The organism is Sporosarcina sp. ACRSM, assembly GCF_022346545.1.
Taxonomy (GTDB): domain Bacteria; phylum Bacillota; class Bacilli; order Bacillales_A; family Planococcaceae; genus Sporosarcina.
In genome coordinates, this window is sequence record NZ_JAKRNU010000004.1 from 204,713 (window position 1) to 226,817 (window position 22,105).

The 22,105-nt window shown below is 45.9% G+C and carries 21 protein-coding genes and 2 riboswitches; of the genes, 13 read left to right on the forward strand and 8 right to left on the reverse strand.

From position 1 onward, the window contains the following. Positions 1 to 31: 31 nt before the first annotated feature. Positions 32 to 832 carry a helix-turn-helix domain-containing protein gene (locus MHZ95_RS08315; protein WP_239390156.1) on the reverse strand — a complete coding sequence of 267 codons (801 nt, stop codon included), beginning with the start codon at positions 830 to 832 and terminating at the stop codon, positions 32 to 34. Positions 833 to 1,027: 195 nt separating this feature from the next. Between MHZ95_RS08315 and MHZ95_RS08320 the strand changes: the two genes are divergently transcribed. Both MHZ95_RS08320 and hprK read left to right on the forward strand, forming a co-directional pair. Beyond that, positions 1,028 to 1,876 carry a DMT family transporter gene (locus tag MHZ95_RS08320; protein WP_239390283.1) on the forward strand — a complete coding sequence of 283 codons (849 nt, stop codon included), beginning with the start codon at positions 1,028 to 1,030 and terminating at the stop codon, positions 1,874 to 1,876. Between the two features lie 172 nt (positions 1,877 to 2,048). Beyond that, entirely contained in the window at positions 2,049 to 2,969 is a 921-nt protein-coding gene (gene hprK, locus MHZ95_RS08325) for an HPr(Ser) kinase/phosphatase (RefSeq protein ID WP_239390157.1), read from the forward strand. A 253-nt stretch (positions 2,970 to 3,222) separates the two neighbouring features. Here hprK and ahpF read toward each other — a convergent pair whose 3' ends face one another. Both ahpF and ahpC read right to left on the reverse strand, forming a co-directional pair. Then, positions 3,223 to 4,752, reverse strand: coding sequence for an alkyl hydroperoxide reductase subunit F (ahpF, locus tag MHZ95_RS08330; protein WP_239390284.1), 1,530 nt, complete (start codon positions 4,750 to 4,752; stop codon positions 3,223 to 3,225). A gap of 159 nt (positions 4,753 to 4,911) precedes the next feature. Next, complete coding sequence (gene ahpC / locus MHZ95_RS08335; RefSeq protein WP_239390158.1) at positions 4,912 to 5,481, reverse strand: alkyl hydroperoxide reductase subunit C; 570 nt, start codon at positions 5,479 to 5,481, stop codon at positions 4,912 to 4,914. A 475-nt stretch (positions 5,482 to 5,956) separates the two neighbouring features. Here ahpC and MHZ95_RS08340 point away from each other — a divergent pair, with 475 nt between their 5' ends. Together MHZ95_RS08340 and MHZ95_RS08345 are read left to right on the forward strand one after the other, a co-directional pair. Next, positions 5,957 to 6,121 carry a hypothetical protein gene (locus MHZ95_RS08340; protein WP_239390159.1) on the forward strand — a complete coding sequence of 55 codons (165 nt, stop codon included), beginning with the start codon at positions 5,957 to 5,959 and terminating at the stop codon, positions 6,119 to 6,121. Continuing rightward, positions 6,111 to 6,950 carry an alpha/beta hydrolase gene (locus MHZ95_RS08345; protein ID WP_239390160.1) on the forward strand — a complete coding sequence of 280 codons (840 nt, stop codon included), beginning with the start codon at positions 6,111 to 6,113 and terminating at the stop codon, positions 6,948 to 6,950. Before MHZ95_RS08340 ends, MHZ95_RS08345 begins: the two co-directional genes overlap by 11 nt. A 47-nt stretch (positions 6,951 to 6,997) precedes the next feature. Here MHZ95_RS08345 and thiW read toward each other — a convergent pair whose 3' ends face one another. The 4 genes from thiW to MHZ95_RS08365 all read right to left on the reverse strand — a co-directional run bounded on the left by thiW (position 6,998) and on the right by MHZ95_RS08365 (position 10,733). After that, positions 6,998 to 7,495: an energy coupling factor transporter S component ThiW gene (gene thiW / locus MHZ95_RS08350; protein ID WP_239390161.1), complete on the reverse strand. Its 498-nt coding sequence runs from the start codon at positions 7,493 to 7,495 to the stop codon at positions 6,998 to 7,000. Continuing rightward, a complete protein-coding gene (thiM, locus tag MHZ95_RS08355) occupies positions 7,492 to 8,310 on the reverse strand; it encodes a hydroxyethylthiazole kinase (RefSeq protein WP_239390162.1) in 819 nt (272 codons plus the stop codon). Before thiM ends, thiW begins: the two co-directional genes overlap by 4 nt. A 233-nt stretch (positions 8,311 to 8,543) precedes the next feature. Then, positions 8,544 to 8,646, reverse strand: a riboswitch (TPP riboswitch). Between the two features lie 109 nt (positions 8,647 to 8,755). Further along, positions 8,756 to 9,178, reverse strand: a complete 423-nt coding sequence (locus MHZ95_RS08360; RefSeq protein WP_239390163.1) for an OsmC family protein — start codon at positions 9,176 to 9,178, stop codon at positions 8,756 to 8,758. Positions 9,179 to 9,194: 16 nt separating this feature from the next. After that, a complete protein-coding gene (locus tag MHZ95_RS08365; RefSeq protein ID WP_239390164.1) occupies positions 9,195 to 10,733 on the reverse strand; it encodes an AbgT family transporter in 1,539 nt (512 codons plus the stop codon). 565 nt (positions 10,734 to 11,298) lie between these two features. Here MHZ95_RS08365 and MHZ95_RS08370 point away from each other — a divergent pair. Beyond that, on the forward strand, positions 11,299 to 12,480 hold the full coding sequence (locus MHZ95_RS08370) for a ParM/StbA family protein (protein ID WP_239390165.1): 1,182 nt from the start codon (positions 11,299 to 11,301) through the stop codon (positions 12,478 to 12,480). A 10-nt stretch (positions 12,481 to 12,490) separates the two neighbouring features. Beyond that, positions 12,491 to 13,054, forward strand: a complete 564-nt coding sequence (locus MHZ95_RS08375) for a hypothetical protein (RefSeq protein WP_239390166.1) — start codon at positions 12,491 to 12,493, stop codon at positions 13,052 to 13,054. A 201-nt stretch (positions 13,055 to 13,255) separates the two neighbouring features. Here the strand turns inward: MHZ95_RS08375 and MHZ95_RS08380 are convergent, their stop codons facing one another. Next, entirely contained in the window at positions 13,256 to 14,035 is a 780-nt protein-coding gene (locus MHZ95_RS08380) for a Cof-type HAD-IIB family hydrolase (protein WP_239390167.1), read from the reverse strand. A 324-nt stretch (positions 14,036 to 14,359) separates the two neighbouring features. Here MHZ95_RS08380 and abc-f point away from each other — a divergent pair, with 324 nt between their 5' ends. The 7 genes from abc-f (at position 14,360) to MHZ95_RS08415 (ending at position 21,926) form a co-directional block, all read left to right on the forward strand. Then, positions 14,360 to 16,015, forward strand: a complete 1,656-nt coding sequence (gene abc-f / locus MHZ95_RS08385) for a ribosomal protection-like ABC-F family protein (protein ID WP_239390168.1) — start codon at positions 14,360 to 14,362, stop codon at positions 16,013 to 16,015. A gap of 188 nt (positions 16,016 to 16,203) precedes the next feature. Further along, positions 16,204 to 16,311, forward strand: a riboswitch (TPP riboswitch). 86 nt (positions 16,312 to 16,397) lie between these two features. Then, positions 16,398 to 17,228 (forward strand): bifunctional hydroxymethylpyrimidine kinase/phosphomethylpyrimidine kinase, encoded by an 831-nt coding sequence (gene thiD / locus MHZ95_RS08390; protein ID WP_239390169.1) that lies wholly within the window; start codon positions 16,398 to 16,400, stop codon positions 17,226 to 17,228. Continuing rightward, positions 17,221 to 17,880: a thiamine phosphate synthase gene (gene thiE / locus MHZ95_RS08395; RefSeq protein WP_239390170.1), complete on the forward strand. Its 660-nt coding sequence runs from the start codon at positions 17,221 to 17,223 to the stop codon at positions 17,878 to 17,880. The genes thiD and thiE overlap by 8 nt, the downstream gene beginning before the upstream one ends. 389 nt (positions 17,881 to 18,269) lie before the next feature. Next, positions 18,270 to 19,481 carry a DUF3238 domain-containing protein gene (locus tag MHZ95_RS08400; protein ID WP_239390285.1) on the forward strand — a complete coding sequence of 404 codons (1,212 nt, stop codon included), beginning with the start codon at positions 18,270 to 18,272 and terminating at the stop codon, positions 19,479 to 19,481. Between the two features lie 153 nt (positions 19,482 to 19,634). After that, on the forward strand, positions 19,635 to 20,429 hold the full coding sequence (locus tag MHZ95_RS08405) for a transporter substrate-binding domain-containing protein (protein WP_239390171.1): 795 nt from the start codon (positions 19,635 to 19,637) through the stop codon (positions 20,427 to 20,429). 127 nt (positions 20,430 to 20,556) lie between these two features. Continuing rightward, entirely contained in the window at positions 20,557 to 21,201 is a 645-nt protein-coding gene (locus tag MHZ95_RS08410; RefSeq protein WP_239390172.1) for an amino acid ABC transporter permease, read from the forward strand. After that, positions 21,198 to 21,926, forward strand: a complete 729-nt coding sequence (locus MHZ95_RS08415) for an amino acid ABC transporter ATP-binding protein (RefSeq protein WP_304649027.1) — start codon at positions 21,198 to 21,200, stop codon at positions 21,924 to 21,926. Before MHZ95_RS08410 ends, MHZ95_RS08415 begins: the two co-directional genes overlap by 4 nt. Positions 21,927 to 22,105 lie beyond the last annotated feature (179 nt).

The window sequence follows — 22,105 nt, forward strand, 5'->3', positions numbered from 1 at the left end:
AAAAATAGGTTCCTTGTTGCTACAAATTGCATCAGTACTGATTGCTAGGCACATAAAACCCATCCACTGCCACATCATATTCCTGATAAATATCACTAAACAACGCCTTGCCAATAAGCTCACGTAATACACCAGAGAAGTAGCCAGGGAGGTTCTGGATCTTCTTGCGTTTCGTTGCTTGAAGGGCAATCTGTAGGGCTTGTAAGGCCAATTGTTCGAACAGCTCCTCCTTATCGGCGTGGATGCTGAACTTGAGCATTTGGGAAGATTGTTGGCGATAGACACCGAAAAACTTTCTTGCCAAGGTGGTCTCTCCGATCGTTGAGGAAAGGAGTGATCTCATTCTCCCGTAAAGTGTCGTCGAGAACTGTTCCGTAGGAGACGTTATATTTAGATCTTTAGGATTTATAGATTTAGAAAGTGATGGTTCAATTTCCGGATTCGATGGCTTGTCCGCGCGGTGATCGCGTTTTGGAGCATCGTCCCGGCTGTTCATTTCCCCCTGGTCATGGAAAGGTTTAATGGCGTAAATATTTGCGCCTAGACCGCTCATGATAGGGCGGATGAAATGAATGCGATCGATGATGTCGAGCTTTTCCAGTTTGCGGATTGCGCGACGGATTGTTGCATTTGATTTTCCAATGGACTTTTCCATCGTTTCGTGTTTCAAGTGGGCTGCACCGTATTTGACGGAGTAGCAACGGATCATATCGAGCACAGCCCGGTCCGTGTCGTTCATGGCGTTCCAGTTTGCGGAGATATGTTGTTTGACGGCTTGGTCCATATCGTCCTTGTTGGTGAAGTGTGCATAGTCTGTTAAGTATGTTGTCATAGGTAATATCCCCCTTCACCCTTTATATAGAGAGTTAGAGGGGGAAAGTGGACAGCATTTGAAAATTAATTTTTTATTTGATGGATCGTTGTTATTCTATATTGTTTCTTTATTCATTCACCTTTCTCTCAACCTTCTTTCCTGACATAATAGAGTTATAAAGTTCAGGAGAAAGGAGGGATCGGCGTGAAAGGAATGCCCATGCTGCAAATGACATTGGCGATGGCGATTTTTGGGTCGGTCGGATTCTTTACTGTAAAGACAGGAGTTCCCGCGGCTGAATTGGTTTTCGTCCGATGTATTTGTGCGACGCTTTTTTTAGGGTGTTGTTGGCTCATTACAGGTGGACACAAAGTGGAAGTGTGGAGAAAGCGGGAAGTTATGCAAACAGTCGTTTGCGGTGTTTTTTTAGTGCTCAATTGGGTGTTTTTATTCAAGGCATTTGAAGAAATATCGATTACAGTTACTATTACGCTTTATAATTTAGCCCCGATTTTCGTTTTGATTATCGGCAGTCTGTTTTTGAAAGAAAGGATGACGTTAACTGGATTATTGGCGATTGTCATCTGTTTTCTTGGAAGTGTCTGTATCATCGGAGTTCAAAACTTCGCTTCGTTATCCGATTTTGTCGGTTTGGGATTTGGGTGGGCCATCTTGTCGGCGCTCTGTTATGCGATGACGATGCTGATCGGCAAAGAGATCAAAGGGCTGAGTGCGTATGCGATGACGTTTATCCAAACGACAGTCGGCATTGTCATGTTATTTCCATTCATGGACTTCACGGTGTTCAACGGGTTAAGTGATTCGAATTGGCTGTACATCGTCGGGACAGGCTTCATCCATACAGGGTTTGTCTATTATTTATTTTTCAACAGTCTTCGGCAATTATCGACGGTTGTCATTTCCGCATTGGTGTTTGTCGATCCGGTTGTGGCCATTTTGCTCGATATCCTTATTTTAGATTTTCAACCGACGCTGTATCAAATAGCTGGTATTCTGCTCATTTTTGGTGGAATTGTTTATACAATCGTAAAGCAGGAATAGGCTATCGCTGTCTATGAACATGGTCAAGAGGTTATACTAGTACTAGGCGACGCCTATAGGAATTGTACAGATTCATTGAGTTGGACACAAATTTGTAAAACCTGTCAACGGAAACTCGATGTACGATATACATAACTAGAAAAACAACGACCGTAGAATAGGGGACTATATCATGAGGACCGTAACCATAGAAGAAATTACAAAAAAGTTTTCACTGGAAGTGCTAAGCGGACATGACCAATTGCATCGTGTGCTTAAAAAGACGAAAGTGAGACGTCCGGGATTGGAGTTTATGGATAAATTCGATTTTATCGCCACAGAACATGTCCAAATCCTTGGCAAAAACGAAATCAATTATTTACATACCTTGTCGACGGAGGAGAGCAAGCTGCGCATCGGGAATATTGTTCAATATGCGCCGCCTTGTATCATCATCACGTCGCGACAAGAAGAGCCTTTAGGGCTGATCCAATATTGTACAGAAGAAAAGATTCCGGTATTGCGCACGCCTGATTCCACGAGTGAACTCAGTGCGAAATTGGATGCCTATGTCATTAAAGCGATGGCTTCGGAAATCGCGATCCATGGCGTCTGCATCAATGTCGCAGGGATGGGTATTTTGCTGCGCGGCAAGTCCGGGGTAGGGAAGAGTGAGACTGCTCATACGCTGATCGGACGTGGACATCGACTAGTCGCTGACGATATCGTCGTCCTGAAAAAACTGAGCCCGCAAACATTGCTCGGCACATATGATGAAAAAAATAAAGAATTTCTTGCGCTTCGCAGTGTCGGCCTGTTGAATGTCGTGCGCCTTTATGGAAGAGCCGCATTCCAAGAGGAAACACGGATTGCGCTCGATATTGAACTGACCGAATGGAAAAAAAATGAACTGAACAATGAGCTGGAAATGGAAACGAAGTTTGTGGAATACATGGACGTTAAAATTCCGCATCTTAAAATTCAACTTCAGCCAGGTCGTGACATCGCAGGCTTGATTGAAGCGGCTGCGAATAACTGGTATTTGAAACAGCAAGGGTACAGCGCTGCAGAGGAGTTCATGAAGCGGATCGAATCGGAGTTTGAAGGAAATTGATCGCTGTCTGAGGGGAATTCATACAATCATACAAAAAAGTCCTTGTACAATCTAGTAGAGAGTACAAGGACTTTTGAAAGATATCCCGCTTTAACGGGCAGTAAGACTCCCACCTCAAGGCTTTGGTAGAACGCTAAGGATAGGTGGGAGATCAACTGCCAATCGAACAGCGAAGGGTTCGATTTGCCGTATTTCTGCGCTCATTGCAGAAATTAAGGCACTTATAGAATTCTGCGAACCTAATTTCACTTTATCAGTTGCGGACGAGGTAATCAAAAGCGCTTAATGATGCTGTTGCGCCTGAGCCCATCGCAATAATGATTTGGTTAAACGGGCTTGTCGTGCAGTCTCCCGCAGCGAATACGCCAGGGATGTTCGTTTCACCGCGATTATTTACGACAATCTCGCCGAAACGATTGCGTTCAATTGTATCGCCTAACCAATCTGTGTTTGGTACAAGGCCGATCTGAACAAAAGTACCTGACAGTTCAACATGATGTTCTGTACCGCTCTCACGGTCTACATACGTGATGCCGTTTACGCTATCAACACCCGTAATTTCTTTTGTTTGAACATTTTTCAGGACGTTGACGTTCGGCAGGCTATGGACACGCTCTTGTAGGACAGAGTCCGCTTTGAGCTCAGGCATGAATTCCAGAACCGTTACATGGTTGGCAATGCCTGCAAGGTCGATCGCCGCTTCGATACCGGAGTTACCGCCGCCGATAACCGCCACGTCTTTCCCTTCAAATAATGGACCGTCACAATGCGTGCAGTAAGCTACGCCTTTATTTTTAAATTCAGCTTCGCCAGGTACTCCGACATTGCGCCAGCGTGCGCCTGTAGCGAGGATGACTGTTTTACTTTTCAGCACTGCACCGTTTTCAAGTTCGATTTCGACGAGATCTTTTTTCTCTAAACGTACAGCACGTTGTAAATTCATGATATCTACATTGTACTCTTTGACGTGTTCTTCGAGACTTGCTGCAAGCTGTGGACCTTCCGTATGCTTGACACTGATAAAGTTTTCGATCGAAGCCGTGTCTAAAATCTGACCGCCGAAACGTTCAGCAACAACGCCCGTACGAACGCCTTTACGTGCCGCATAGATCGCCGCACTTGCCGCTGCTGGACCGCCACCGACAACAAGCACATCGTATGGCTCTTTATTAGCAAATTCTGAAGCGTCTGGTGCGCTGCCTAGTTTCGCAAGGATTTCTTCCAATGTCGCGCGTCCGCTACTGAATGACTCACCATTCAAGAAAACAGTTGGTACAGCCATAACTTGTTTGCTTTCTACCTCTTCTTTGAAGGCAGCACCGTCAATCATCGTATGTGTGATATTCGGGTTCAAAATGCTCATCAAGTTCAACGCCTGTACGACTTCCGGACAGTTTTGACAGCTGAGGCTAATATAAGACTCAAAGTTTAGTTCTTCTTGAATAGCTTTCACTTGGTCGATCAATTTTTGCTCGACCTTCGGAGCTCTACCACTCACTTGTAAGAGTGCTAGTACGAGAGACGTGAATTCGTGGCCAAGCGGAACACCTGCAAACGTTACACCTGTGTCTTCACCGACGCGGTTGACACTGAAGCTAGGCGTTCTTTCGAGTTGTGTATGCTCGACTTTGATGTGGGAGGACATCGCCGCTAATTCCTCTACAAGACCTAGTATTTCCTTGGAAACTTTATCTGAACCTGTGCTTACTTTAAGTAATACATCGCCTTCCATCATTTCTAGATACTGGGCGAGTTGTGCTTTTATCGTTGCATCTAACAAGATTATCTCTCCTTAACATATAGTACTTCGCCAAACACACCTCGGCGTGTACGCGCCAGATCTTGAATAGCCTTCCTTAGATTCAAAATCTGGAGCATCCGCCGAAGTTTGAAAAGTTAGCGGGGGTATCCCCCGCCAACTCATCCATTTAAATCGGGATTATTAGATTTTACCTACAAGGTCAAGGCTTGGTTTAAGAGTTTCAGCGCCTTCTTCCCATTTAGCTGGGCAAACTTCGCCTGGGTTGTTGCGCACGTATTGAGCTGCTTTGATTTTGCCTACGAGGATGCTTGCGTCACGGCCGATACCGCCAGCATTGATTTCTACAGCTTGTACAACGCCGTCTGGATCGATGATGAACGTACCGCGATCTGCAAGACCTGATTCTTCGTCTAGAACGTCGAAGTTGCGTGAAACTTGTTGTGAAGGGTCACCGATCATGATGTATTCTAGCTTGCTGATCGCTTCTGAGTGATCATGCCAAGCTTTGTGTGTGAAGTGAGTGTCTGTAGAAACAGAATATACTTCAACGCCTAGCTCTTTTAGCGTTGCGTATTGGTTTTGAAGGTCTTCGAGTTCAGTTGGGCAAACGAATGTGAAGTCTGCAGGGTAGAAGCAAACAACGCTCCATTGACCTTTTAGGTTTTCTTCTGTAACGTCGATGAACTCTCCGCTACCGCTATTATAAGCTGATGCTTTGAATGGTAGAATTTCTTTTCCGATTAAAGACATGATTTAATTTCCTCCCAAAGTATGTTTTTTAGAACTTATAGTCGTTAGTCTGAGCGATAAAGGCTGACCTCAAACAACCAATCATATATTTTTTATTATTGGTTAACTATAATAATTCTAATTCAATATTCATTATTGTATAAAGCACTATAAATGTCAAGAGTAACGCTTCATTTTAAGCTAAACATTAACCAAACATTTTCAAAGCTGTTACAAACGACTACCGGCTAAGCATTTATTCTCAATTACTTTTACTCTTTCTCAACCGTACAGTAATTTCGGAATATAAAAATTATTATGATTTTTCATTTAAAAGTAAGAGTATGACGATTCAAAAGAAGTACCCAGTCGAAATGATTTGCGGCCGGGTACTTCTGTATTCTATAGATGGAGGGAAAAATTCCTAGTCTTCCAATCGTTCGGATACCATTCATTTTCGCTCGTTTTCCTACTATAATGGGAGTAGGCATCCAGCGTGCCCGATGATAGAGAATTAAAGGAGATGGAAAGCGATTCGAATCAATTGGAAGAAGATCCTGCTCCTTTTTATCGCGGTTTTCATCGTCAGCCAAGTTGCCGGCAGCTTCTTTTTTTATGGGTTGGCGGTCAAACGCGGCCCGAAAGACTTCTTGCAGAATAACGCTGATTTAGAAGTGTCGGATCAGTCGATGGAGCTGTATTTGAACGGGGATTGGATCGAGTGGGTAAAGGATCAGCCCTTTGAGCGCCTTACATTAACATCACGCGATGGACTGAAACTGTCCGGTTACTATTTGCCTGCCTCACAGCCGACCGATAAATTGGTCATCCTGACACATGGCTATTTAGGGAATGGCAAGCAAATGGGGCTATACGGACAGCATTATCATAATGAGTTAGGTTACAACATTTTCATGCCTGATGCACGGGGACATGGAAAAAGCGAGGGGAATTACTACGGTTTTGGCTGGCCGGATCGGCTTGACTTGATCGATTGGACATCATTATTGGTGAAGAAACTCGGAAAAGATACAAAAGTGGTTTATCACGGTTTATCAATGGGGGCGGCAACTGTCCTGATGGCTAGCGGGGAAGAAGATCTACCTTCGCAGGTGCAGGCCATCATTGCGGACAGTCCCTATCAGTCGGTTTACCAGTTGTTTACGTATCAAATGAATCGGATGTTTCATTTGCCGGCATTTCCGTTACTGGATAGCACGAGTTTGTTGACGAAAATCAGAGCCGGTTATTCCTTCAGGGAAGCTAGTGCAATGACAGAAGTGGAGAAGACGGATGTCCCGATCCTCTATATTCATGGGGAAGGTGATACATTCGTTCCGACGGAGATGGCGGAGGAGTTGTTTCAGCGAACCGCTAGTCATGCGGAACTCTTTCTTGTTCCCGATGCGAACCACGGTGAATCTTTTGCTGTAGCCGGTGACGCCTATCTGGAAAAAGTGGAACTTTTTCTTGATCGGATGATTGACTAGCGTTTATCAACAAACTGAGGAGGCAATCACAAAATGATTGCCTCCTTTTATATTTCCCGTCCTAGCTGACTACCAATCTGTGTTCGCTGTAACCGTACAACGAGCACCAATCCTAAAATGGCGCCACTGACACTGGAGACGAGAAAGGGAGGGACGAAAAAGAAAGCTGTGAATGCAGTTCCCATCAACAGTTTGGCATAGGGGACTGCGAGCAGGGAGGCGATGACGCCTGTTCCGATGACTTCCCCGACAGCTGCCAACCATGTCTTTCTGAAATACTTATAGAAGACGCCCGCAAGAAAGGCACCGATCATCCCGCCTGGAAATGCGAGCAAAGAGCCTGTGCCTGTCAGGATGCGGACAAGCCCAGTTAAAAAAGCGATGATAACGGCCGGAACGGGCCCGAGCATGATGGCGGCGATGACATTGACGGCATGTTGAATCGGGTAGGCGCGTGCGATGCCGGCCGGAAAGTAAACAAATGTCGAGCCTGCAACCGCGATGGCGACGAACATAGTCATGATGACCATTTTTCGTGTGTTCATGACAATGTCATTCCCTTGCCATTCCCTTGTGGTTGCCGAATGAACTGCCGATCTTGGATGACATCTTCCTCCAATGTATAAAGGGCATTCAAGAAATAGGTTTTAAAATCACCCGGACCTGAAGCGTGCTCCGCGGCTTTTTCCCCGGCTTTCTTGTAAAACGCCAATGCAGTGGTCACGGCGTTGAATGGCTCATCCTCCGCCACGGCTAAGAAAGCTCCCGCAACGGCGCTGAGGAGACAGCCTGCACCTGTCAAATGTGACATAAGCGGATGCCCGCCTGTCACGCAACTCGTTCCATGCCGATCCGCCACAATATCCCAAGGACCGGTGACTGCAACGACACAGTTATACATGTGAGCAATTTCCTCTGCAAGGGCGGTAATATCCGCTTCACCATCCCCTGCATCAACCCCTTTGAAACGCCAGTCGACTCCAGCGATAGCAGCTAGCTCCCCTGCGTTGCAACGGATGAGCGCCACATCCACTTCCCTCAAAATCCTCAAAACGGCCTCTTTCCGGAAAGCGGTTGCACCCGCGCCGACTGGATCTAGGACGACAGGAACCCCTTGTTGATTGGCGCTTTTCCCTGCCAAGAGCATCGATGTTACCGTGTCCTTTTTCAATGTTCCGGTATTCAACACGGTACAAGAGGAGGCGGCGGCGATTTCGGCAGCTTCTTCTATCGCATCTGCCATGACGGGAGAAGCCCCGAGAGCCAGCAAGCCGTTCGCTTGGAAATTGGCGACGACGATATTCGTTATACAATGAATTAGCGGGCGTTCTTCACGCAGTTTCTGTATCAAAGTTGTCATAGTTTATCCTCCCTTAGATTTTATCTGGTTCTAAAGTCTTGTAATGCAAGCAATTCGACAAAAAGGCAAGCAAATCCTTCGCATCAGCAATCAAAACCTTCACGAGTGCAAGCAAACAACCCGCGAACATAAGCAAATAGGGCAGGGTGCAAGTCGATGTACAGCCCCATGACTGGCAGGTGCATATGAAAAAGCCGCTCCTCATCGCAGATTTGGAAGCGGCTGTACGAATTGTTTAAGCGTTTCCACTTCCCTACGCTGGTTTGACCCAGATCAGGTTCCAAGGGTCCGCATAAATGCATCTCAGCCTCTCATAAGACTCCCCTAGCGGTAGATTATTCTATTATAACTTAACAATAACACAATATGACGAACGGCTCAACGTGCGCAAAGGGAGAAGGAAAAAACTCCTGCAATTGCCATAATGCATCGTTATAAATGCCTATTAGAGATCCAATTCTTCCTTGCCATTCAAAATCAATTTAAACGTGACGTCCGCTTTTAACGAGTCGGAGACGGAACAGTATTTCTCTTTTCCAAGCCGAATAGCCCGCCAGATTTTATGGCTGTCGATGTCGCCATCGATGACAAAAGTCACTTCGACGGCCGTAAAGCCTTTCGGAGGTTCTTCTTTTCGCGTGCCGTCTGTAATGATCTCAAGCTTCTTTATTTTATCGAGCTGGGCTTTTAAGAGCATTGTTACATCGATTCCGATGCAACCTGCCACCGCTCCGAGTAGCATTTCGGTAGGGGTTGCCCCTTTCCCTAAACCGCCATATAGTTCTGTTGCATCCATATTGACATCATAGCCGGAATCGCCGACTGCGGTAAAGGCGCGCCCGCCTGTCCATGTTGTCGTTACTTTCATTGTTAAACACCCTTTCTTAATAATTCAAACTTGTCCCGGGACCGACCGGGATTCCGAACACATACCAGAGGATGAAGAAAATCGTCCATCCAAACAGAATGATGATGGAGTAGGGGAGCATAAGCGAAATCACTGTTCCTACACCGTTCTCCTTGCCATAGCGCTGCGCGAAGGCTACGACAAGGGGGAAGAAGGGCATTAGCGGCGAGATGATGTTTGTTGATGAATCGCCAACCCGGTATGCCACTTGGGTCACTTCCGGTGAAATGCCCATCTGCATGAACATCGGGACGAAGACCGGTGCCATGATTGCCCATTTCGCCGAATCCGCAGCGATGAACAAGTTAATGACTGTCGTAATGAAAATCAGGGCGACAAGTAGTGGTGCCCCATCTAGATGGATGGCTTGCAAGAAGGCTGCCCCTTGCACCGCGATAATCGTCCCCAAATTTGTATAGTTGAATAACGCCACGAATTGTGCTGCGAAAAAGATCAGCACGATGAACCCTGCCATTGTTTCCAATGAACCTGTCATCAAATTGGCGATATCTTTATCGTTTTTTACTGATTTTGTAACCAAACCATAAACAATACCTGGTATTAAAAAGATTAACATCATGATGAAAATAATACTGCTCATAAAAGGCGATTTGATAATGCTACCGCCTTCACCTCGTAAGACTCCGTTTTCGGGAAGAACCAGAAGAGCGATTGCGACGATCGTGATTAAAATAGAAAGGTTTGCCCATAAAAGTCCTTTCTTTTCTAGAGAAGAAATTTGGTTTTGATGTTCGACATCTCCAACGGGTATATATTTCCCTAATTTGGGCTCGATCAGCTTATCCGTTACGAACGTTCCAATGATAACGATCAAGAAGGTGGAAGCAAACATGAAAAACCAGTTGCTGGTCGGATAGACGATATATCCGGCATCTAATATCCGTGCAGCTTCCGTTGTAATTCCGCTTAAGAGCGGGTCATTCGTCCCCAAAAACAGATTGGCGGAGTATCCACCGGCCACCCCGGCAAACGCTGCAGACAATCCAGCCAACGGATGCCGTTTAAAACCTAAAAAGATGATGGCACCAAGCGGCACCAGTACGACATACCCGACAGAGGCAGCAACGTTGGACAGTACACCCATCAGCACCACAATAGGTGTGACGAATCTTCGCGGCGCCTTTGAGACAGTATTCGTCATTAAAGCACTGATATAGCCACTTTTCTCGGCAACACCCACTCCGAGCATCGCTACAAGTACTGGACCGAGGGCTACGAAAGAAGTGAAGTTAGACACAACGTTGGAAAACATGTAAGCAATGCCTTCGGGAACAAGCAAGCTGACTGCTTTAACCGTCAACATCTCCATCTGACCCGTTTCATGATTGACCCCTTCAAAGCTGACGCTCGTTCCTGTCAGATAAAAAATATGAGAGCAAGCAATGACAAGCAAAGTGAAGAGGATGAAAATTGTCACAGGATGCGGTAATTTATTTCCTTTTTCTTCGATGAAGTTCAACAGTCGAATCGACTTTGAGCGTCTGGATGGATCCATCCTGTCCCTCCTTGTAAATAAGATCGTTCACAGTATAACATCTCGGTACGGATAGGACGCGTAAAATGGATTCGGCGCCAAGACGTAACCATTAAATAGGGAAGCGAATTGCCATCTATAGAAGGGGCGTCCGCTGTAGCTCAGTCTGAATGAAGATGCATCAATATAAAGGGAACCGAATCCTAGGCGTTCGATGCCGGATTTTCTTCGATCTTCCCTATAGGATGCCCATTTTAGAGAGAGGCATGATCAGAAGGAGATGAAAAGATAGGGAGGAAGGAAAAGTCATGATTGCCTTCCCAAAAGAATTTTTGCTATCAAAAATGATGTATACAAATGTAGTGGCGTTGTAAACGTAATTGTATACAATTGTAAACAATTACGTTTACAAGTATACAAACAAGTACACATCCTTTATTTATATAAGTATACGTAAATGTGTACATGTTTACGCTCGCGCACACAACATTACAGTTGTGTTATAAATGAAGGGATAGTATTGATTTGTCTAGAAAACTCCAGTACCATTTTAGTGGAAAGAAAGATTAAGGGAAGGGTGATTGGATTGACGGAATCTAGAATTGCAGCAATTGACGTAGGTAACGATTCATTGAAAGCTATTTTTGGAAAGTTGGAAACGGAACTCAATATCCCGAATGTGATTGCGCAGGATGTTGCAGATCGTCCGATTATCGGTATTGAAGAATTGGACAATCAAGACCCGACAGAAGGTATCCATATCCGTTTGCACTCTCCTACACTACATGACAACAATGCCATTTACCGTGTTGGGAAATTGGCGACAAAGAGCGGGAATTCTACGGAGTTGGATCCGGGAAGTAACAAATCTGAGGAAGATCAGACACTTGTAATGTTGTTTGCTGCATTAGCATTGGATGCAGCGCGTGAAGAAAACAAAAGTGTTTTTAAACGTAATAATAATGTAATTGAGGCGACATATACGCTTGGGACGGGCCTTCCACTAAGAGAAGTGAAGGAAGGGAAGGATGTAGGCTATCGTTCCCAACTACTCGGTTCGGTTCACCAAGTCGAGTTTTTAGTGACTCCTAAATACCAAGGGTTGAAAGTGAATCTGAAATTCGATGAAGTGAAAGTGTATCCGGAAGGGTTCGCGGCATTTATCAATCTCGTAATGGACAATCACTTGAATATCATCAATAAAGAGCTGATTGACAAACGGATTCTTATCCAAGATATCGGGGGATTGTCGACGGATGTGGCGGTTATTAAAAACCGTAAAGTGGATGACGATAAGGCACAAGGCTTCAATTTAGGTGTTTCGGAGTCTCTGGACAAGATTCGCGAAGAGATTTACGCGCGCCATGGCGTTGAGCTAGATAGCCGTTCTGATGTGGTCGATATCATTACGAAGAAAAATGACCGCAATCATATTATGGTGCGGGGAAGCCGGACGAGCGTGCATGACATCGTCGATCGGATCCTGTTAGACTTGGCGAAAAAGCAGTATCGTCACTTGCGCAACATTTGGCAAAGAAACTCACAAACGGAAATCTGCTATTTCATCGGTGGCGGTTCCATCGTATTGAAAGACTATTTGAAGACGTTGAATAACAGTTTGGATGGCTATAACATCGATTTCTTCGAGGATGAAAAAGAAAGCGTCTGGATGATGGCCAACGCGTATTACAAACTGATTTCCGATTTTGCCCGAAAAAACCAGCCGGCGAAGCCGAGGGAAGAAGAAAAGTTAGCGAAAACAAAATAGGTGATGAACCATGAGTGAAACTGGTTTGAAAAGGGGGCAGCCGATCACATTCCGGCTGCCTTCCGATACATCTGACCATACATTAAAGCAATTGCAGAAGCTAAAAGAAGTGGAAAGAAGGAATTTTTCCAGTAAAATCGCCCAGTTTGTCATTGAAGGGGTGAATGATTCCCTTATCAAGCAGCGGGAAGCCATTTCGATTCCATTACCGAAAGGCTTAACGAAAGCCCAACGCGATTGGTTGAGGCATGAGCATTCCGAAGCGCTCTTAGGGAGCATCGTCTATCAGCTGATTGCTGATCCAGTCCGTACGGCGGCTCTCTATGCCTCATTGAACAGTAACGCTATCGATGCCGATGCAGCTCTGTATGTGCAGCATGAGACAACGGCTGCGTTAGATGAACCGGCAATACCGCAAATACCGGAAAATCCATTGCCGAGCAGTGTTGTCGATGATGGCGATGATTTGGATAATTTTGATTGGGATCAGGTGGCGATGACAGAAAGCGCGCCTGTTGAGGTGGAAGAAGAAACGGATCCTTTAGCGGATTTTCTCGCTCAAATGAATAAATGAAGCAGTGTCTGTGCAAAGAACTGTCGTGAAAGGTCAACTTTTGCGGGGGATTGCACAGACTTTTTTTGTTGATTAGGAAATTATAAAATCTCCTACTGTGGAAAAGTGATAACCTAGTGATTTCACGTCTAGGCGCCCTGCGTTTTTGTTCTTTAGACGGAAGAGCACGGCAGTGGCTATCTGTATGTCACTACCGTGCCGTTAATCAAGCAAGCCGACCATTTTTAAACCGTATAAAATACCATCTTCGCTGACATTTGTTGTGATATATTTGGCTGCATTTTTTGCATCTTCATGTCCGTCTCCCATGGCGACGCTGTTCGCGATGGTTGTTAGCATTTCGACGTCGTTCAAGCCGTCACCGAATGCGTAAATGTTTTCTGGATGAATGCCCAATTTGTCTATAATTTGCTGAATGCCGATTGCTTTGGAGCCGCCGACAGGGACGACGTCGACCGCCAAAGGATGCCAGCGAACGAAATCGAATTCGGGAAATTGTTGTTCATATTCTTTTTCGACAGGATCTTTACAGAATAACAAGGATTGGTACAGATCGTTATTTTCGTGATAGCCTGGATCGTAATTGGGAAAATAATCGATTTTCAAGGAATGAATACCGGCAGAGACGTGTTCGTGGTCGGGGGTATTGGCTTTCATATCCTCGTGATTCATGTAGACGACCGGATGCTCGCGCTCTACTGCAACTTCCGTTAAGCGGACAAGCGCGTCCTTATTGAGCGCGTTTGTGTAAATAGGCTCGCCTTTGAAGACGACATATTGACCGTTATAGCTAACGAATGTGTCAATCTCTAATTCGTCCAATAGGTCATTGAACATAAATGGTGCGCGTCCTGTGGCAATGGCCACGATATGACCTTTTTCCTTTAAGTCGAAAATCGCCTGTTTAGTAGAGGGTGGCAGATTTTTGTCGTGATCGTATAACGTGCCATCTATATCGAAAAAAATGATTTTTTGAGTCATGGAATCCTCCTTTATGCTTTGCTTATTCTTTATTATAGCATGACATATTTTTGAGTTGGCTGCTTGCTTGTGGTATACTTTCAGTAATTATCTTGAGGAAGGAATGATGGGTGGACGATGGATAACTAATCTCTTGATTCCGAGAAATTAAATTTTTCTTTACACGGAAAACAGGATTAGTCTGTCCATTTTTAAACCATTTCCTTCCTCTCTGCACGGGCAAGAGGTTTTTTAGGAGACTTTAAATTTGGCAACAATAGGGCTAATCCTTCCGATACTACTTCGGAGGGATTTTTTTGTCCCTCCGTTTTTGGAGGAATGCACATGCTGATCGGAACGTTGAATGAGGTAACGGTGGCATATGGAGAAACGGTGATTTTGGATGGGCTGTCGGTGGATATTCCGGCAGGGGCATGTATCGCAATTGTTGGAGCGAACGGTGCGGGAAAATCGACGCTTTTGTCACTGCTGGCAGGAGAAATCGCTCCGACTTCGGGTTCGATGAATTGGGCTGGTAAAGCACCGTCCGTTACGTATTTCAGGCAGGAACAGGAAGAGGCAGGCGATGCCGACTGGGAACGGGCAGAAACGCATATCTATCGGCAAAGATGGCAAGTGCCGGAGTCTGTCGACTATACAGTGGCAAGCGGAGGCGAACGGATGAAAATTCGACTTTCCGCCGCACTTGCTGAAAACAGTGGGCTTGTTCTGTTGGATGAGCCGACCAATCACTTGGATAGTGAAGCGTTGGAGGAATTGATCCAAATCATTCAGGACGGGGAAAGTACGTATTTGGTCGCTTCCCATGATCGGCATTTTATTGACAAGGTAGCAGACTTTGTATTTGAAATCGAATATGGGAAATTGACAGTATATAAAGGGAATTACACGGATTATCGCAAGAAAAAGGAGAAGGATCGGGAAATTCAGCAGAAACAGTACGAGCAGCAACAGCGGAAAATCGCACATGTCGAAGAACAGATCGAAGCATTGGGAGACTGGTCCGCCAAAGCCCATGCGGAATCGACAAAAAAGGATGGGACGAAAGAATATTTCCGAATGAAAGCGAAAAAGCGTGACGTCCAAATCCGCTCGAAACGGAAACGGTTGGAAGCTGAGCTGGAAAAGGAGCGTATCGAAAAGCCGGAAACCGAAATCACAGTGTCGTTCGATGTGAAAGGGCGGAGGAAGAAAGGAAAACGGGTACTGGAATTGAAAGAAGTACGGAAAGACTTCGACGGACGGGAATTATTCGCGGACGTATCATTCACCGTGCAAGCCGGTGAACGAATCGCATTTGTGGGTCCAAACGGTTCAGGGAAATCGACACTGTTCCGGATGATGCTAGGAGAGGAAGGGCATGAAGGGAAGCTGTGGAAAACGGAGGGGATGACGATCGGCTATTTGAATCAAACAGTGCTCGATCTTCCGGATGTGACGATGGCGGAGTATTTCCATGTGACAACTTTTCACGAGCGAGGCATGATCCGGACCAATTTGACGAATCTCGGTTTTACGCAAGCGCATTGGAATTTGCCGTTATCCGCGCTGAGCATGGGCGAGCGTGTGAAAGTGAAGCTGATGCAGTTCATCTTGGAAGGGGCGGATGTGCTGCTGTTGGATGAGCCGACCAACCATTTGGACCTACCTTCGCGGGAGGAACTCGAAAAGACATTGGAGTCATTTCCGGGGACATTGCTGTTTGCTTCGCATGACCGCTATTTTACAGAGCGGATGGCGGAGGGGTTGCTCGTTTTTGAGAAAGGGACGATCCGGAAAGTACCGCTGACCTATGCGGAGTGGAAAGCACGTGAGAAAGTGATCCAACCCGAAAAGTCCGCAGAAGAGCGGTTGCGATTGGAAACCGAATTGCAGGCGGTGCTAGGACAGTTAAGTTTGCTGAAGCCGGGAGATAAAAAATATGCGGATTTGGATCGGGACTTTCAAGTGTTGAGCAAGCGGTTGAGAGAGTTGGATTGATAGGTATAAGAAGACAAGATATTGGCGTATATCGACCTGATATCAGCGTTTGTCGGACGTTTATTGGCGTATAACGTCTGGATATTGGCGAATCAATACTTTATACGTAATCGAACGCCGCAAACACGAAACAAACCAACATTCCCGTCTAAATTATGCTACACTGGACTTTAAAGCTGAATAGTTTCAATTACCACTAGGGGAGCCTTTTTCGAAGGCTGAGACGTGCATGGGTGCACGGACCCTTGGAACCTGATCCGGATGATACTGGCGTAGGGAAGTGGGCGCACCTTTGACAAACCTACAAATGGTAGCCGCTTCCCATCATCACCGGGAAGCGGCTTTTTGATTTTTACTTAAGAAGAAAAGGGCGGGGAATCGAATGGTACATGTGGCTTTGACGATTGCAGGATCGGATAGTGGCGGCGGTGCGGGGATTCAGGCGGATTTGAAGACGTTTCAGGAACTCGGGGTGTTCGGGACATCCGCTTTGACGGCGGTGACGGCGCAAAATACGTATGGGGTGTCGGCGATCCAGCCGATGGATCTATCCATCATTACTGCGCAGATTCAGGCGGTGAAAGAAGACTTTGCTATACAGGCGGTCAAGACAGGGATGTTGTTTTCGGCGGAAATCATTCAGGCGGTGGCGGCTGAACTGCGTGATAGCGGTATCCCGCTTGTCATCGATCCGGTAATGATTGCGAAGGGTGGCGCGTCGCTGTTGAAAGAGGAGGCGGTTGATGCATTGAAGTCCGCGCTTATTCCCATTGCGACTGTCGTGACGCCGAATATTCCGGAGGCGGAAGTATTGACAGGATTGGAAATAAAGTCGGAATCAGACATAGAGAGAGCGGCGGAGCATATAATGGCTTTAGGCGCCCATTCGGTTGTCATCAAAGGGGGCCACTGGAAAGAAGCGCCGTTTGCAGAAGATCTGTTTGCCGGATCGGACGGCACGCGTTTTTCAGTCCGCTCGCCATGGGTGGACACTAAAGACACGCATGGGACAGGGTGCACGTATTCCGCCGCACTCGCCGCTTTTCTTGCAGATGGGGAGTCGTTGCCGGAGGCGGTCATTTCTGCGAAATGTTTTATCCATGCAGCCATTGAAAATGGCTTGGGTATCGGAGGCGGTCACGGTCCGACGAATCATTGGGCTTACAACCGTAAAGGTGGGAATCTAATGGAAGGGGTTGCGGTGATTGGATAAGAAGAAACTGAAATTGTATTTCATTCTCGGGACAGTGAATGTGGTAGGGCGCGACCCGCTTGTCGTATTGGAAGAGGCATTGAAGGGCGGCGTAACATGCTTCCAGCTTCGGGAAAAAGGGCCGGGAGCACTGGAAGGGGAAGCGTTGCGGTCATTTGCCAAAGCGTGTAAAGAACTCTGTCATCGCTATAACGTTCCGTTTATCGTCAATGATGATGTCGCTCTTGCGTTAGAGGTCAGAGCGGATGGCGTCCATATTGGTCAGGAAGACGGTGACATTTCATCGGTTCGTCGTCAAATAGGACCGTCGATGTTGCTTGGCGTATCTACTCATAATGTAGAAGAAGCACTAGCGGCGGCTGAAGCAAAGGCCGATTATATTGGCATTGGTCCGATTTATAGCACAAAGACTAAAACAGATACACAGCCTGTCGTCGGTCCCGAAATGATTCGACGAGTGGCATCATTGCTGCCAGGATTGCCGATCGTCGGTATCGGTGGCCTATCAGAAAGAAAAGCAAGGGCGGTTATTCATGCGGGTGCTTCGGGCATAGCAGTCATCTCCGCAATTGCGGGGCAGGATGATCCGTTGGAAGCGGCACGCCGATTGAAAGGGGCGGTCCGACTGTCATTGACGGGTGTGGAAATGTAAAAATTGTAGTTTAACTTGATTCAGCAGAAGTCCCTCACTTCCGTAAGTGGCGGGATGAATGCTAGAATGCATTTCAATCAGAGGGAGTCCAAACTCCCTGTAGCTGACGCTTCGCTTTCAGTACAAAAAGATTTGCTGATTAGAGGAACTCAGGCTAAGTTCACCGCGTCCTGAATGAAAATGCCTTAATTTCTGCGTTCTTTGCAGAAATTAAGGCATCAGCTATTGGAAAGCGCAATTCAAAATCTGGACGCAATTACGCCGAGGCGTAATTGATAAAGGAGAGCCGTGCCCCAGTTTGAAAGGGGTACGGCTCTTTTGGCCGTAAAAGACGTTTAACGAAACCTTAAGTGTGCCACACTTTTAGAAGGAGGGAGTGTGGTTTATTGATGAAGGATACGGCGGTATTTGAAATTAAATCGGTCATGCATCGGCCGGATTTGATCTATTTTACGTGGAATGATGTTGGCGGACGATATCATGTTTACAAAGACGGTGTCCATCTTTACGAGGGGACGGTGCCGGAATTTAGTGACGGTGATTTCAAGCATGCAAAACTCTATAATTATTCCATCGAGCGGGTAGTTGGCGGGGATGTGGTGGACGTCATCGCATTGCAAACATCCGCGTTCGCGGAAGAGAAGAACAAGGAAAATCCGCTGCAATCACTGGTAATGACGACGATTGTCGCCAAGACACAAATCGCACTCGCTTGGGAGGAGATGACAGACGTTTACGAATACGAAATCTACCGGAATGGGGTGTTTCTCCAAACGGTGGATGTGAATCGCTATATCGACCGGAATTTTGAACTGGATGAGTCGTATACATACACGATCCATGCCAAGCGTCCGCTTTTGAAGTCGGAAGAACGGTTGAATGTCAGTAAATCGATCGCGTCTACGCTCTTTGACTGGTTGAATCGAACGACTTCCAAGGAGGAGGCGGCCATTGAAAGTTTCTCGGTGACAAAAGTGATTGCCGAACCGAAGAGATTGTTGACACCTGTCGGGGAAAGGGAAAGACTGTTGAACGTTGAGCGGTGGGCATTCCGCTATACAACTTTTTTGGCGGATGAGTGGGTGCTGAATCCCCATCCGTTGACGTTAAACCGCTATTTCAAAGGAGATGGCCGGGAATTTGATCCGAACGGGGAAAGCTTTCGTACCCGCGTTGATATTGAACTGGCCTATGATCTTGAACGGTCACCGCTTTTCTTCACGAAAAATATTGGTCCATCTATCGCCTACAACCGCTTGAAGCACTTTAGAGAAAAAGCGACCGCCTCTTTCGATGGGATTTCTGTGCAACGGAAGGATCACAAAGAAGGCGAGGCCGGTTTTCATCTGACGCATGCTGTTGGGAATCCATTGACGACTGCACCTAAAATCGATTATGAAGTACGGGCGGTATTGCGCCGGGACGGGACATTTGATTTGACGGGTACGCACGATGCTGCCCCCCATCATGAAGTCTATTTAATGCAAGGTTCTGGAGATAACTGGTTTCCGATTCATCAAGTTGAGAGTAAAGGCCTAGCATGGATGGCCCCAGTCTTAGCCTGGGAATACTGGCGGATCTCAAATTTTACATCGTCATGACAGTTGACAAGCCCTTTCTACCTTTAGAGAGGGTTTTTAGTTTGATGAAAAATGAGGTATAAGGAGGCCTTAATTTTCAGAAAACAATTATAGTAAAATTGGGACTATTGTGATATATTTGATAATGAATCAAACAAAAAGGGGGATATTCATATGAAAAAGTTTGGTATTTTCACTTTAGTCCTATCGTTCATGCTCATTCTTGCGGCATGCGGTACTGATCAAGGGGAAAGCTCTGAAGAAACTTCAGGCGATAGTTCAGGGAACGATAGTACGGAAGTATACAAAGTGGGAGTAGACAACACATACCCGCCGTTCGAGTTTGAAGTGGATGGAGAATTGACAGGAATCGATATTGATATTATGACAGCGATTGCGAAAAACCAAGGATTTGAAATCGAATATGATGCCATGGACTTTGGGGGCATTATTCCGGCGATGCAAGCAGGTCAACTGGACATTGCGATTGCCGGCATGAGTATTACAGATGAGCGTAAAAAAGTCGTGGATTTCTCGGATCCGTACTTCGATGCAGGTCTGACTTTAGTCGTTGGAGGGGAGACGACGGACATTCAATCGATCGAAGATTTGAAAGGTAAAACGGTTGCTGTGAAAAATGGAACAACCGGAGCGCAGTTTGCGATGGATCATGAAAGTGAATATGGATATACGATCGTTCAATTCGATGATAGTCCTGCCATGTTCCAAGAAGTTCAAAATGGCAATGCAGATGCTTTAATCGAGGATTATCCTGTAATCGCTTACGCGATACCTCAAAACAATCTCGGTTTGCAAATCGTTGGGGAGCGGTTGAATGGAGACCAATATGGAATTGCGGTATTGAAAGGAAAAAATAGCGATATTTTGCAGAAGATCAATGAGGGTTTACAAGAACTTCGCGATAGCGGGGAATACGATAAGATTCTAGATAAGTATCTCAGTGAGTGAATAGCCTTTAAAAAATATAGCGTGTTTCTTGCGCTATATTTTTTTAACTAGATTTAGCGGAAGTGCCCACTTCCATAAACGGGGATCAAATGCATCAAGGCGCATTTGAATAAAAGGGGATGAGTGGATGGATACGATTATTGCAGCATTGCCCTATTTGATGGCTGGTTTGAAAGTAACTTTGTACATCTTTTTCTTTTCGATTATCTTTGGCTTTTTGGTTGGATTGGTAACGGCTTTGATGCGCCTGACATCCATTAAACCGTTAAACTGGATTGCAAAGGTTTTCGTGGATATCGTTCGGGGAACGCCGTTTATTGTTCAGTTATTTTTCATTTATTTTGGATTGAATGGGCTTGATTTTATTTCGTTGGATCGGACTGTAGCGGGAATTCTAACCGTTTCTTTAAATGCGGGTGCATACTTCTCCGAAATTATCCGCGCCGGTATCCAGTCGATTGATAAGGGGCAGACAGAAGCGGCTAGGTCACTTGGATTAACTCAAGCTCATACGATGCGTTTCATTGTTTTGCCGCAAGCTTTTCGAAGAATGTTACCGACGATCACCAACCAGTCCATTATCAGTTTCAAAGACACGTCCTTGCTTTCCATAATCGGGATTGCGGATATTGTGCAGAAAGGGAAGGTGCAGGCCAGTACGACTTTCCAACCTTTTGAAATTTGGTTGACGGTTGGTGTCATTTACTTCATCGTCATTTATTTGCTATCCGTGCTAGCTAGCTTTGTTGAAAGGAGGTTCGTTCTCAGATGACGTTGATTCAGGTGCAGAATTTGAAAAAGTCCTTTGGGGAGCTTGAAGTGTTGAAAGATATCAATGTGGCCATACAAGAGCGGGAGGTCGTCTGTGTAATCGGTCCTTCGGGATCAGGGAAAAGTACATTTTTACGCTGTTTGAATCGGCTGGAAGACATTACAGGTGGCCATGTCATTATCGATGGGCAAGACATTACTGACCCAAAGCTCGATATTAATAAAATCAGGCAAAATGTTGGCATGGTATTTCAGCAATTTAACTTATTTCCGCATATGACCGTTTTGCAAAATATTATGTTAGCGCCTATGAAACTGGGGAAAGGCGATAAAGAATCACTTGAAAAGAAGGCGTTGGAGCTGCTGGCGAAGGTTGGATTGTCCGACAAAGCGAAAGGGTATCCCGGCGAACTATCGGGCGGGCAAAAGCAGCGGGTCGCCATTGCCAGAGCATTGGCGATGGACCCGAAGATCATGCTATTTGACGAACCGACTTCCGCATTGGATCCTGAAGTGGTAGGCGATGTGCTTGCTGTCATGAAGCAGCTTGCCGTTGAGGGAATGACAATGGTCGTTGTGACGCATGAAATGGGTTTTGCGCGAGAAGTAGGGGACCGCGTCATTTTCATGGATGGCGGCTATATTGTGGAGGAAAACATACCGAAAGAATTATTCGGGAATCCACAGGAAGTTCGGACGCAGGCGTTTCTGAGTAAAGTTTTATAAAATTGGGGGGAAAGCTTATATATGCTTTCCTTTTTTTATGGAAATAGACGTAACGAATTGAATCGTTTTTCGATTACAAGCGCTCCCTTTGACATGTGGGAGCGCGTCTGCTATCATTACCTTGAATTCGAGATATTTGTTTGCTGATCATTTAGGGGAATTGTATATGAAGAAATTAG

Coding starts and splice junctions, on each gene's coding strand:
- MHZ95_RS08380 (WP_239390167.1), bottom strand. CDS start 14,035: ATGACTCAAAAAATCATTTTTTTCGATATAGATGGCACGTTATACGAT.
- MHZ95_RS08400 (WP_239390285.1), top strand. CDS start 18,270: ATGAAGGATACGGCGGTATTTGAAATTAAATCGGTCATGCATCGGCCG.
- MHZ95_RS08375 (WP_239390166.1), top strand. CDS start 12,491: ATGAGTGAAACTGGTTTGAAAAGGGGGCAGCCGATCACATTCCGGCTG.
- thiW (WP_239390161.1), bottom strand. CDS start 7,495: ATGAACACACGAAAAATGGTCATCATGACTATGTTCGTCGCCATCGCG.
- thiD (WP_239390169.1), top strand. CDS start 16,398: ATGGTACATGTGGCTTTGACGATTGCAGGATCGGATAGTGGCGGCGGT.
- MHZ95_RS08415 (WP_304649027.1), top strand. CDS start 21,198: ATGACGTTGATTCAGGTGCAGAATTTGAAAAAGTCCTTTGGGGAGCTT.
- MHZ95_RS08320 (WP_239390283.1), top strand. CDS start 1,028: ATGCCCATGCTGCAAATGACATTGGCGATGGCGATTTTTGGGTCGGTC.
- MHZ95_RS08405 (WP_239390171.1), top strand. CDS start 19,635: ATGAAAAAGTTTGGTATTTTCACTTTAGTCCTATCGTTCATGCTCATT.
- MHZ95_RS08360 (WP_239390163.1), bottom strand. CDS start 9,178: ATGAAAGTAACGACAACATGGACAGGCGGGCGCGCCTTTACCGCAGTC.
- abc-f (WP_239390168.1), top strand. CDS start 14,360: ATGCTGATCGGAACGTTGAATGAGGTAACGGTGGCATATGGAGAAACG.
- MHZ95_RS08410 (WP_239390172.1), top strand. CDS start 20,557: ATGGATACGATTATTGCAGCATTGCCCTATTTGATGGCTGGTTTGAAA.
- thiM (WP_239390162.1), bottom strand. CDS start 8,310: ATGACAACTTTGATACAGAAACTGCGTGAAGAACGCCCGCTAATTCAT.
- MHZ95_RS08365 (WP_239390164.1), bottom strand. CDS start 10,733: ATGGATCCATCCAGACGCTCAAAGTCGATTCGACTGTTGAACTTCATC.
- ahpC (WP_239390158.1), bottom strand. CDS start 5,481: ATGTCTTTAATCGGAAAAGAAATTCTACCATTCAAAGCATCAGCTTAT.
- hprK (WP_239390157.1), top strand. CDS start 2,049: ATGAGGACCGTAACCATAGAAGAAATTACAAAAAAGTTTTCACTGGAA.
- MHZ95_RS08315 (WP_239390156.1), bottom strand. CDS start 832: ATGACAACATACTTAACAGACTATGCACACTTCACCAACAAGGACGAT.